This window comes from Microcoleus sp. BROC3, assembly GCF_036702515.1.
Taxonomy (GTDB): Bacteria; Cyanobacteriota; Cyanobacteriia; order Cyanobacteriales; family Microcoleaceae; genus Microcoleus.
The window spans coordinates 127,944-140,424 of record NZ_JAUBTQ010000004.1; the positions used below are offsets into that span (position 1 = coordinate 127,944).

8 protein-coding genes are annotated in these 12,481 nt (G+C 47.9%); 7 read left to right on the forward strand and 1 reads right to left on the reverse strand.

The genetic code is table 11. The features are described 5' to 3' along the window. The first annotated feature begins 228 nt into the window (after window positions 1-228). The 6 genes from QUB30_RS03970 (at window position 229) to QUB30_RS03995 (ending at window position 6,760) form a co-directional block, all read left to right on the forward strand. Window positions 229-2,697 carry an ATP-dependent Clp protease ATP-binding subunit gene (locus tag QUB30_RS03970; protein ID WP_333329380.1) on the forward strand — a complete coding sequence of 823 codons (2,469 nt, stop codon included), beginning with the start codon at window positions 229-231 and terminating at the stop codon, window positions 2,695-2,697. A gap of 907 nt (window positions 2,698-3,604) precedes the next feature. Beyond that, window positions 3,605-3,979, forward strand: a complete 375-nt coding sequence (locus QUB30_RS03975; protein ID WP_333329383.1) for a photosystem I reaction center subunit IV — start codon at window positions 3,605-3,607, stop codon at window positions 3,977-3,979. 2 nt (window positions 3,980-3,981) lie between these two features. Beyond that, window positions 3,982-4,935, forward strand: a complete 954-nt coding sequence (locus QUB30_RS03980; RefSeq protein ID WP_333329386.1) for a DNA-formamidopyrimidine glycosylase — start codon at window positions 3,982-3,984, stop codon at window positions 4,933-4,935. 228 nt (window positions 4,936-5,163) lie between these two features. After that, entirely contained in the window at window positions 5,164-5,379 is a 216-nt protein-coding gene (locus QUB30_RS03985; RefSeq protein ID WP_015178120.1) for an NAD(P)H-quinone oxidoreductase subunit O, read from the forward strand. Between the two features lie 130 nt (window positions 5,380-5,509). Next, window positions 5,510-6,463: a malate dehydrogenase gene (mdh, locus tag QUB30_RS03990; RefSeq protein WP_333329389.1), complete on the forward strand. Its 954-nt coding sequence runs from the start codon at window positions 5,510-5,512 to the stop codon at window positions 6,461-6,463. A gap of 120 nt (window positions 6,464-6,583) precedes the next feature. After that, on the forward strand, window positions 6,584-6,760 hold the full coding sequence (locus tag QUB30_RS03995) for a hypothetical protein (RefSeq protein WP_333329392.1): 177 nt from the start codon (window positions 6,584-6,586) through the stop codon (window positions 6,758-6,760). A gap of 915 nt (window positions 6,761-7,675) precedes the next feature. Here the strand turns inward: QUB30_RS03995 and QUB30_RS04000 are convergent. Further along, window positions 7,676-7,873, reverse strand: coding sequence for a hypothetical protein (locus QUB30_RS04000; RefSeq protein WP_333329395.1), 198 nt, complete (start codon window positions 7,871-7,873; stop codon window positions 7,676-7,678). Here QUB30_RS04000 and QUB30_RS04005 point away from each other — a divergent pair. Further along, window positions 7,865-12,424 carry a PAS domain S-box protein gene (locus QUB30_RS04005; RefSeq protein WP_333329399.1) on the forward strand — a complete coding sequence of 1,520 codons (4,560 nt, stop codon included), beginning with the start codon at window positions 7,865-7,867 and terminating at the stop codon, window positions 12,422-12,424. The genes QUB30_RS04000 and QUB30_RS04005 overlap by 9 nt on opposite strands. The last annotated feature ends 57 nt before the right edge of the window (window positions 12,425-12,481 follow it).

The following is a 12,481-nucleotide window of genomic DNA, read 5'->3' on the forward strand; positions in this document are numbered from 1 at the left end:
GGAATAAAGCCATTTTGCTACTATATATTCTCAATTAATATTCGCTGGTGGCGGACGGCAACCACACCCGTACTATTCGGCTCTCCTCACTGTCGGCCCATCCTCAGCAGCGATACATTAGATTGAAGGAAATACACAAAAATTTACATCTATAATTTGTGTAGTGTTCCAAATCGCTCCTCACCAGCAGCGATACAGCCCTCGCCAAGACAGTAGGATAGAAAAAATATGTTTGAACGCTTTACAGAACAAGCCATTAAAGCAATCATGCTAGCCCAAGAGGAAGCGCGCCGTCTCGGCCACAATTTTGTAGGCACCGAGCAAATCCTCCTGGGACTCGTCGGCGAAGGCACTGGCATCGCTGCAAAAGTATTACTGGATATGGGCCTCAACTTGAAAGAGGCACGCAATGAAATCGAAAATATCATCGGTAGAGGTTCCGGGTTCCTCCCGCCGGAAATTCCTTTTACGCCCCGCGTCAAGCGCATTTTTGAGACGGCGCTGAACGAAGCGCGGCAGTTAGGCCACAATTACATCGGCACCGAGCACATCCTGCTGGGGCTGATTCAGGACGATGAAGGGGTGGCGGCGAAGGTGCTGCAAAACTTGGGGATCGATCGCCAGAGAGTCCGCACGCAGGTAATTCGTGCCGTGGGAGAAGTCGCGGCGGTACCCGGAGGCAGGGGTGATAGCGGCGATCGCAAAATCCCGACTTTAGAAGAATTCGGTACCAACCTGACCAAGTTAGCCGCAGCAGGCAAACTTGACCCCGTAGTGGGCCGCGAAAATGAAATAGAGCGCGTGATCCAAGTGCTCGGCCGCCGCACGAAGAACAATCCTGTGTTGGTAGGGGAACCGGGAGTAGGCAAAACAGCCCTCGCCGAAGGCCTCGCCCAGCGAATTGTTAACAGAAACGTCCCGGAAATTTTAGAAGACAAACAAGTAATCAGCCTCGATATGGGTTCGCTGATTGCTGGTACAAAATTCCGAGGCGAATTTGAGGAACGGCTCACGAAAATCATGGCGGAAATTCGCGCTGCCGGCAACATCATTCTGGTAATTGATGAAATTCACACCTTAGTCGGTGCAGGGGCGATTCAAGGCAGCATGGACGCCTCCAATATGCTCAAACCAGCCCTTGCCAGAGGCGAATTGCAGTGTGTCGGCGCAACTACCTTAGACGAATACCGCAAGCACATCGAGCGCGACGCTGCGTTAGAACGCCGCTTCCAACCGATAAAAATCGGGGAACCGAGCGTGGCTGAAACCATCGAAATATTGTACGGGTTGCGATCGGCTTACGAACAGCATCACAGACTGACAATTTCCGACGCAGCTTTAGAAGCAGCGGCCACACTGTCAGACAGGTACATTAACGATCGGTTTTTGCCAGACAAGGCGATCGACTTAATTGACGAAGCAGGTTCCCGCGTCCGCGTGATGAATTCACAAACCCCGCCCGAAGTTAAAGAACTCAAAAAGCAACTGCCTGCAGTAACAAAAGAAAAAGATGCAGCAGTGCGCGAGCAAGACTTCGACAAAGCTGGAAAATTGCGCGATCGCGAATTAGAAATTGAAGCCGAAATCGCCGAAGCTACGATCAACAAAAGCCAGCTCAAAACCTCTCCCATCGTCACCGAAGAAGACATCGCCCACATCGTGGCTAATTGGACGGGAGTACCGGTCAGCAAGCTGACAGAATCCGAATCGGAATTGCTGCTGCACATGGAAGACACGCTGCACCAGCGCTTGATCGGTCAAGAAGAAGCTGTCAGCGCAGTTTCTCGGGCCATCCGCCGCGCGCGGGTAGGCTTGAAAAATCCGAATCGCCCGATCGCCAGTTTCATCTTTTCCGGCCCCACAGGCGTCGGCAAAACGGAACTTACAAAAGCCCTGGCAACTTATTTCTTCGGTTCCGAAGAAGCCATGATTCGGTTAGATATGTCCGAATTCATGGAACGCCACACGGTTTCCAAACTCATCGGTTCGCCTCCGGGTTACGTCGGCTACGATGAAGGCGGCCAACTAACAGAAGCAGTCCGCCGCCGTCCTTATACCATCGTGCTGTTCGATGAAATCGAAAAAGCTCACCCGGATGTCTTCAACATGATGCTGCAAATCTTGGAAGACGGTCGCTTGACTGATGCTAAAGGTCGGACAGTTGACTTTAAGAATACACTGCTGATTATGACCTCAAACATCGGTTCGCGAGTGATTGAAAAAGGCGGCGGCGGTTTGGGTTTCGAGTTTAATGAAAACTTTGCAGACGTTAAGTACAACCGCGTTCGCAATTTGGTCAACGAGGAACTGAAACAGTTTTTCCGTCCCGAATTTCTAAACCGCTTGGATGACATTATTGTCTTCCGCCAGTTGAATAAGGAAGAAGTCATGCAGATTGGCGACATCATGTTGCGGGAAGTTTTCAGTCGCTTAACGGAACAGGGTATTACTTTGTCGGTGACGGAACGGTTCAAGGAACTGTTAGTTAAAGAAGGCTACAATCCCAGCTACGGTGCTCGACCTTTGCGGCGTGCAATCATGCGGTTGTTGGAAGATGTACTGGCTGAGGAAATGCTTTCTGGGAAGCTGACGGAAGGCCAAAGCGCGATCGTTGATGTGGATGAAAACGGTCAGGTTAAGGTGGTGCCCGATGGTTCATCTGAGCCGAAATTGCCTGAATTCGCTTTGAGTCATTAATCTGACAGACACCCAGATAAATACTGTGGATTAAAAACCCGGTTTCTTGAAGAAACCGGGTTTTTAATTAAAAAAATACCAATTAAAAAAAATGCAATTCTCGACCAGCGATCCCAACCATAATATAGCAATCCTAAATGATTTGTGAGAAACTATCCTAGGTGACAAGCTGGTGAAAATGAAAGATTTAGAGATGAGTGACTAATACCATTTTAGACTTGAGATTTGAGATTTGAGATTGAGACTGACTGACTGTATAAGGGCTTGAATCACAGGTCTAGAGTTGCATTCTTTTTTGAAACTGATATTAGATGGAGGCTTCAAACATTGCCAGACTAGATAGTGGAAGCTTGACTCAATGACGAATGACGCCACCTTCGCGCCCGGGAGGGGCGATTCTAAGAGCGCAATAACTACGCTTCACGCGGGGGGATTCCCCCTACAAAACGCTCTTGTTCGGGGCGATTCCAATAGCGGGATAGCTACGCTTCACGCGGGGGGATTGGCACTATGTGCGTCAATCCTAAAGTCTTGAACCCACTCGACCAAAAAACCCGGTTTCTCGTTGTCACCTTCGAGCCTATATGACCAAATTACGTGCAGAGACCGGGTTTTTGCGTCCAGGACTATCTTATTTAATGCACATCGTGCTTCGGCTCGCTATCCTATTTGTAAAGTTTTTTATAGATCCGATAGAACTGCTTTTGTTTGATGGATAATGTGAGTTTATTTAATTTTGGTCAGGAAAGATCGCTTTACCAAAGTATTTACTTTTCTTTACAAAAATCCGACCAAAAAACGGCGCATGAGGCAAAAATTCCCTTGCAGACTTTAAATGCGCCGCGCGATCGACTAGAGTAAAAAAAATGGCTTTATCCGTTTATTCATCGCAAAGGAAACAAAGCTCATGGTTCAACGCGGTTCTACAGTCCGGATTCTCCGCAAAGAATCTTACTGGTATCAAGAAGTGGGCACCGTTGCTACGGTAGACCAAAGCGGCATTAAATACCCAGTTATCGTTCGCTTTGACAAAGTAAATTATGCCGGCGTCAACACCAACAACTTCGCCCAAAGCGAATTAGTGGAAGTATCCGCCCCCAAAGCGAAAGCAAAATCAACCGCAGCTCCAGGCGGCAAGCAAACCACGATCGAGGAAAAAACCCGGAAAACTGGCAGCGGAGGAGCCCCCCAGCAGCCGAAAACTGCGACGGACAGCAAACCAGGGGCGGAAGTTCCCGGCAGCGTCGAAGGTTCGCCCAATCAAGGAACAGAACAGCGCTAATTGTGCCAGAACTGCCAGAAGTTGAAACTATTTGCCGGGGTTTGAATCAAGCAACCCTCGATCGAGAAATGTTGGGCGGGGACGTGTTGTTAAACAGCTCAATCGCCCGCTCAATCTCTGCGACCGATTTTTTGACAAAACTCAAAGGAAAGTCGATCGAACGCTGGTACAGACGCGGCAAATACCTCCTGGCAGAACTATCTCAATTCCCAGAAGGAGGAAGGGAGAAAGGGAAAGAGGGAGAATTTAGGGATCGAACTCCAAGTTCTTCCACTCTTCCTTCTTCCTTCTTCCCTCTTCCTTCTTCCTCCCTCCTGCCTTCAAAAGCCGGCTGGTTAGGCGTTCACCTGCGGATGACGGGACAACTGCTGTGGGTGAACAGATCCGAACCCCTGCAAAAACACGCGCGAGTGCGGTTGTTCTTTGAAGGAAACCAAGAACTGCGATTTGTAGACCAGCGCACCTTCGGTCAAATGTGGTACGTGCCGGCAGCAACCGAGGTTTCCAGCACTGTCACCGGTCTGAAACTTTTAGGGCCGGAACCGTTTTCAGACGAGTTTACAACAGAATATTTGGCCCGCAAGCTCCACCGGCGGGCGCGACCTATTAAAACAGCTTTGCTAGACCAGTCACTGGTAGCGGGTTTGGGCAATATCTACGCAGACGAAACTTTGTTTTTGTCGGGAGTCCTGCCGACAACTCTCTGTGCGGATTTGACGGCAGCGCAAATTGGGCGCATCCATACAGCTATTATTCAAGTTTTACAGAAGGCGATCGCATCCGGCGGCACCACTTTTAGCAATTTTCTCAACGTCCAAGGTGTCAACGGCAACTACGGCGGCGTTGCTTGGGTGTACAATCGCGCCGGTCAACCCTGCCGCACTTGCTCCGCAACCATCGAACGTATAAAATTAGCAGGGCGATCGACTCATTTTTGCCGCGCGTGTCAGCAATAAGCAGAATGAAGAAGCAAGAAGCAACGAGAGAGAACTGATATCTTGCACCATTGTCAATAAGGCTTTCAGCGGCGGGCGGGACAGCCCACAAGAACCTTTAACTATTGTGGAACAGGCAGTCGGGCCTGTTCTTAAGAATGCTGCAAGATGCGAGAAGAAAGAAGAAGTCCTTTCCAGGCAAATCTAGATTAAAATTTGTATAGTTTTTTAAACTAAACAAAGCAAGTTATGGCAATCAAGAAAGGCAGTATAGTTCGCGCTGTACGCGAAAAATTGGAAAACAGTTTAGAAGCCAAAGCCAGCGACCAGCGCTTTTCCTCCTATATATTTGAAACAAAGGGCGAAGTGATGGATGTTCGCGGTGACTACGCCTTCGTCAAATTTGGCAAAGTACCCACCCCCAATATTTGGCTGCGGGTAGACCAACTCGAAGATTTTAAGTAACTCACCAAAACTAAACATCACTGCTCTTAATGTCGTGTAGGGTGCGCACCGCGCACCTTCCCCCAATTAAGCTGATTGCTAAAATCTAAAATCTAAAATCTAAAATCTAAAATCTAAAATCTAAAATCCAATGAATTCTCCATCAACCCGCGTCTCAATTATTGGTGCCGGCAAAGTTGGCAGCACCTTAGCCCAGCGAATTGCCGAGAAAAATCTGGCAGATGTAGTATTGCTAGATATTGTGGAGGGTTGGCCGCAGGGCGTTGCTTTGGATTTGATGGAAGCAAGGGGAGTGGAACGCCACGATCGCCAAATTGTCGGTACAAATGATTATACAGATACGGCCAACTCAAATATCATAGTAATTGCCGCCGGAGTGCCGCGCCAACCCGGTATCAATCGGGAAGATTTAATTAAAATCAATGCTCGAATTGTCACCGAAGCCTCAAAACAGGCGATCGAGCATTCTCCAGAAGCAATCTTAATCGCAGTCACAAATCCCCTAGATATCATGACTTATTTAGCGTGGGAAGCTGCGGGTTTGCCAAAACACCGAGTCATGGGTATGGGGGGAATTGTAGACTCCGCCCGCTTTCAAACTTTTATTGCAATGGAATTGGGCGTTTCAATTGCTGAAGTCAATGCAACAGTCATCGGTTCTCACAGCGATTTGATGGTTCCTTTGCCCCGCTATTCCACTGTCAACGGTATTCCCATCGGTCAACTTATGGATGCTGGGACGATCGATCGACTCGTACAGCGGACTCGCCACGGCGGCGCAGAAATTGTCGGATTGATGAAGACTGGTAGCGCTTATTTTGCACCGGCATCTTCTGCGTGCTTGATGGTAGAATCAATTTTACTCAATCAGTCGCGACTCTTGCCTTGCTCAGTTTATTTGCACGGCGAATACGGCGTGCAAGATATATTTTTGGGACTTCCCTGCCGCTTGGGATATCAGGGAGTCGAACAGGTAGTGGAACTCGAACTCAGCGATACCGAAAGAGCAGCCTTTATCGAATCGGGCAAATTGGTTGCCCAAAATATTGAGGAAGCCAGGGCGATACTGAAAAGTGCTTCTTAAGCTTGTAGCAGTTCGCCATCGCAGCAGCCGATCGCTCGCCGCTTCACTATAATAATTTATACTGAGTATGACAGTGCGGTCGCTCTCTCGAAAGTACCCCGATCGGAACTCAATCGCGCTTTGACAAATATCATCAATAAGGCTGGTTATGGTGTATTTCAAAAGCCTAAAACTGGGCAGGAAGGAACCGAGCTGTCAACAGAAAATTTCCCTCTCAAAAAGTCGGTAAAAATGCAAAACTTGGCAAAAGCATTTGAACTTGGTCTCCGTGAAAACGGCATCATAATTTCTCTATAAATTCAATCAAAAATCTTCTCTGCTTTCTTTACTACTAAACCGACTGCAGAAGCAATCGGTTTGGAATTGTCTCTGACTCGCCATATTATTGCCGGAAAGCACGGTGGCACTTTAAAGGTAGAAAGCAAAAGGCGAGTTGATACGGAATCGATCGTTATTTTTCCCAAACTTTAATCATCGCGATCGCCATTTCTATTTTTCAAGCTTGAAATACCTTGACTTTAATCAAAAATGTGATACCGTAAACCTTGGTATTATCTAAAAATTTCTACACTTCTCAAAAAATGTAAAAATCGGGCAAAAAGTGTTCGTGAAGCGAGGCTATCCCGAACGCGCCTGCGTGCCCAAAGGGTAGGGAATCGCCCTTGAGTTGAGCTAATTTAACCCTAGCCTGCAACTACCTCAACTTTTTAACCTAAAACTCACCTCTTCTTCAGTGGATTTTAATAAGTTTGAACAATCAAATCGACCGCATAAAAAAATAAAATGCAACCAAAAATATCTCAAAAATCGGATTGCCCGAAAGTGTGTATTAAAAGGAAATTAGGACAGAGAAATCGAGAATTAGCAACAACTATAGAAAAGGCGAGCGCCTCTCTTTAAAAAAAAAATAATAGAGGGGATTGCAACAGGATATTCAAGCGCAAAACCAAGGAAACCTTCGATAGAGTTTGGAGTAATAATAAAAAGGTGCTCGTTACAACCAAAGGCGATCGAAAAAAATGTCAAAATTAGTCAGAATGCTCCTGCCATCGCGTCATGAAACGCGGTTTCTGGTTTCCACTTTCAGAGCTTCCCTGACTTAATTACGTTAAGAAACCCAGTTTATGTGTAAGTTTTGTTAAAATAATTCTCAATTATTGACAATTTATGAAATAGCAAATTACGCCAATTTTTTCAGTAAATATACGGAAGTTAACAGGCTCGATAGACCTCCCAATCTAGAAAAAATACGGAAATGCAGCTTGAGTAGCTGCTAAGTGCTAGCAGAAGGAGGAGAATTTGTCCTTTGCCCTTTTGATTTACCAGGCTCAACTTGTCGATCGCGATTGAGATGCCGTCAACCTCGATACCAAACCGCAAAATCACGAAAGAAAGAGCATTATGTTTCATAAATACCTGTATCAAGAAGTAACCAACCTGCGCGAGAAACTAGCTCACCTAGAAAGACAAACGCAATCTCAAACCTGGTTCAAAAAGCTGCAAGCGCTGATGGGAGTTATTGGCAAAATTCGCGAATCCCTAGACTTAGAAACAATCTTTAAAATCACAGCCACCGAAGTCCGGCAACTGCTAAATGCCGATCGAGTCGCCATCTACCGCTTTCTTCCCGAATCCGACTGGAACGAGGGCGAAGTAGTCTCCGAAGAGGTACTTCCCCTATACACCCCATCTTTGGGAATCAGAGTTCGCGACTACTGCTTCGGCCAACAATTTGCAGCAAACTATGCCAAAGGATACGTTCAAGCTGTCAGCGACATCTACAAAACCCGGTTGAACCCGTGCCACCTCAAAATCCTCAAGCGATTTCAAATCCGAGCAAACTTAGTTGTACCCCTACTGCAAGGGCAACATTTGTGGGGATTGCTGTGCATTCACCAGTGCGGCCGTCCCCGCAATTGGCAAGAAGACGAAATCGAATTTGCCAGACAAGTAGGCGACCATTTAGCAGTTGCGATCTACCAAGCCGAACTGCACTTGCAAACCCAGAGGCAATTAGCAGAAATCCAAGCCGTGCAGCAGAAACTCCGCGACAGCGAGAAAAAATATCACCAAATTCTCGATTCGATCGCCGATATGGTATTAGTCAAAGACCGTCAATCAAAAATCGTCTGGGCTAATAAAGCATTTCGCGATTATTACGGGATGACTCAAGAGGAACTTCAAGGAATCGTAGACGCACCTTTGAGCAATCCCGACCATACTATCGAGTACATCAAAGATGACACCTTCGTATTTGAAACCGGACAGGCTCTGCAAATTTCCGAAGAACCGGCGACGCGGTACGACGGAGAAGTGCGGCTGTTGAGCACAGTCAAAACACCGATCCGCAGCCAAGACGATCGAATCGTCATGACTGTCGGCGTCTCCCGCGACATGACGGAACGCAAACAAGCAGAAGAAGCCCTCAAAGCCAGCGAAACCAAATACCGCCGCCTGGTAGAAACCTCCCAAGACATGATTTGGTCCGTCGATGCTTCAGGACGCTACACCTTCGTCAACCCAGCAGTTAAGTATATCTACGGTTACGAACCAGAAGAAATGATCGGTCGGCCGTTCTCTGACTTTGTGACAGCAGAACAACTGCAAAAAGATTTAAAAGTTTTCGCCCGCCTCCTTACCGGAGGATCGGTTATCCAGCACGAGAGCACTCAAATCGCCAAAGACGGGAGCCTCAAACACCTGATGTTCAATGCCATCGCGCTCTTCGACGAAACAGGAAACGCTCTCGGCACCACAGGCACTGCTACCGACATTACCGATCGCAAGCGCGCAGAAGCGTCATTGGAACACGCCAACGCAGAACTAGAGCGCAGAGTAGAAGCACGCACGGCCGAACTGCGAGAGACTTTTGCCGCACTCAGTGTCAGCGAAACCAAGTTTCGGACGATCGCAGCCACCATGCCGGGAGCTTTGTTCCAGTTTTGCAACCGTGACGGAGTTTGGCGCATTGACTACATGAGCGATCGCATCTTCAATATCAGCGGCGTCACAGCAGCAGAAATGATGCGAGACATGAATACATTCATTTCCCGCGTCCACCCCGAAGACTTGGAAGGCTACATCGCTTCGGTGAATCAAGTTATAGAAAACCTTTCCGTCTGGCACTACGAAGGGCGCTTAGTCAAGCCCGACGGCGAGATTCGCTGGTGGCAGGGTGATTCAATGCCCACCCGCAGCGAGAACGGCGAAATAGTATTTTGCGGCGTTTTGCTCGACATCACCGATCGCAAAGTTGCCGAAACAGCCATCCGCAACAGCCAGCGGCAGCTACAAGAAGCCCAGAGACTCGCCCACGTCGGTAATTGGGAAGTCGACGCAACAATGGGAACCGTCACTTGGTCAGAGGAACTCTTCCGCATCTTCGGACTCGAACCGGCCACCTTTGCCCCCAACCTAGCCGAACAGGTCGCTCTGATCCATCCCGAAGATTTGGAATTGTGGCGGACTCAAGTGCAGCGAGGACTCGAAACGGGCATCCCCTTTGATTTTGACCTCCGCCTTTGCCGTCCCGACGGCACGCTGCGGCATCTCAACGCTTTGGGTCGCGCTGAAACCGATGCTAGTGGCAAAGTGCTAAAATTGTTCGGCACGGCGCTCGACATTACCGATCGCAAAGTCGCCGAAGCAGCCCTGCGGCAAGCAAAAGCCGAGTTAGAAGACAGAGTGAGCCATCGCACAGCCGAACTGTCCCAAGCAGTCGCCCAGTTAGAACGAGAAATCGGCGATCGAAAAGAAGCCGAAGCAGCGCTACAAGTTTCCGAACAAAACCTGCGAACCATATTTAACAATGTCTACGATGCTATCTTCATTCACGATTTAGAAGGCAACATTCTCGATGTCAATAATCGAATGTTAGAAATGTACGGAGTCAGCCCCGAACAAGCAACAAAATTATCAATTAAAAACGACTATTCAAGCTGCGATAATCCCATTCAAAACCTGGAAGAACTTTGGGAAAAAGTATTAGCCGGCGAAACAGGTCGCGTGGAATGGAAAGCGAGGCGTCCCAACGACGGTTCAACTTTTGATGCAGAAGTTGCCCTGTCCAGAATTCATCTCAACGGCAATCTCAGCGTCATTGCCAACGTCCGAGATATTAGCGATCGCAAACAGGCAGAAGCAGAACTGCAACAGGCTCAACAGTTTATGGAATCAGTGCTCAAAACCATACCCGTAGGAGTGCTTGCCAAGGATGCCCAAGAACTGCGGTTTGTACTGTGGAACCCGGCAGCCGAAGAGTTACTCGGTTTCAGTGCAGCAGAAGTTATCGGCAAAAATGATTACGACTGTTTCCCAAAAGAACAAGCTGATTTTTTTACCGCCAAAGACCGAGAAGTGCTCAACAGCGGGCAAATTGTAGACATCGCCGAAGAAGAGATTGAAACGGGCCAAGGAGAATCCCGAATATTTCACACCAAGAAAATAGCAATACTCGATGCTGATGGCAAACCGCAATATCTATTAGCTGTCACCGAAGATATTACCGATCGCAAGCTAGCAGAAATTGCCTTGAGGCGATCGGAAGCCCGACTCAGACAGCAGGCAGATCGAGAAAAATTGCTCAATATTCTCACCGCTCAAATCCGCAATTCCCTCGACTTCGACAGCATCGTTACAGTCGCAGTTGAGCAAATTCGCGCTTTCTTGCAGATCGATCGTTGCAGCTTTAGCTGGTATCGCTGCGACGGAGACGCACCTTACTGGGAGACAATCAAAGAATCTCGCCTCCCCGAACTTCCGGATTTAACAGGTCGCTATCGAGCTTCCGACTTCGGTTCTCTTGGAGAAGAAATCTTGCAGATGGAAATGCTGCGGGTCGATGATGTCGAAACAGTAGCAGACCCTCTTTGGAAACAAACCATTCGATCGTTCGGCTACCAATCTGTATTAATCATCCCCATGCAGGCACTTTCCGGGGTAATGAGTGCAGTTAGCTGTTGCTCTTGCAGTTCTGTGCGGCCTTGGAGCGACAGCGAAGTAGAATTGTTGCAAGCGATTACAGTTCAATTGGCGATCGCCCTCAACCAAGCCGATCTATACGCCCAAACTCGCAATAAAGCTCGCGAATTAGAGCAAACCTTGCAGCAATTAACCAGCGCTCAATCGCAGTTAATTCAAAACGAAAAAATGTCATCTCTCGGTCAACTCGTGGCAGGAGTCGCCCACGAAATTAACAATCCAGTTAACTTTATTTACGGCAATCTCAGCCACGCCAACGACTATGCTCAAGACTTGCTGCACCTGATCGAACTTTACCAAAACTACTATCCCGATCCTGTCCCGGAAATTGTAGAGGAAGTAGAAGCTATTGAACTCGAATTTCTGATGGATGACTTGCCGAAACTGCTTTCCTCGATGAAAGTCGGTGCAGACCGAATTCAGCAAATCGTTGCTTCTCTGCGCACGTTCTCCCGCATGGATGAAGCGGAAATGAAAGCAGTCAACATCCACGACGGCATAGATAGCACTCTCATGATTTTGCAGCACCGGCTCAAAGCCAAACACAATCATCCAGAAATTGAGGTGATTAAAGAATACGGCAAATTGCCGTTAGTAGAATGTTATGCCGGACAGCTAAATCAAGTATTTATGAATATCTTGAGCAATGCTTTAGATGCTTTGGAAGAGAGAGACGCGCGACTTTCTGCCGACCAAATGCGGAAAAATCCCAGCCTGATTCGTATCTGCACTGAAATGCCAAAACCCGATCGGGTGCTGGTTCGGATTGCTGACAACGGCCCGGGAATGACAGAGACTGTCTGCAATCGACTTTTTGACCCATTTTTTACCACTAAACCTGTGGGAAAAGGCACTGGGATGGGCTTGTCAATTAGTTATCAAATTGTTACAGACAGACACAACGGCTCGCTCAAATGCACTTCTTCGCCGGGACATGGTGCAGAATTTGCGATCGAGATTCCGCTCAAAGCTAATGGGTAATGACTAATCAAAGCTAATTGGTAATTGGTAATTGGTAATTGGGAAAGCTCGCATCCC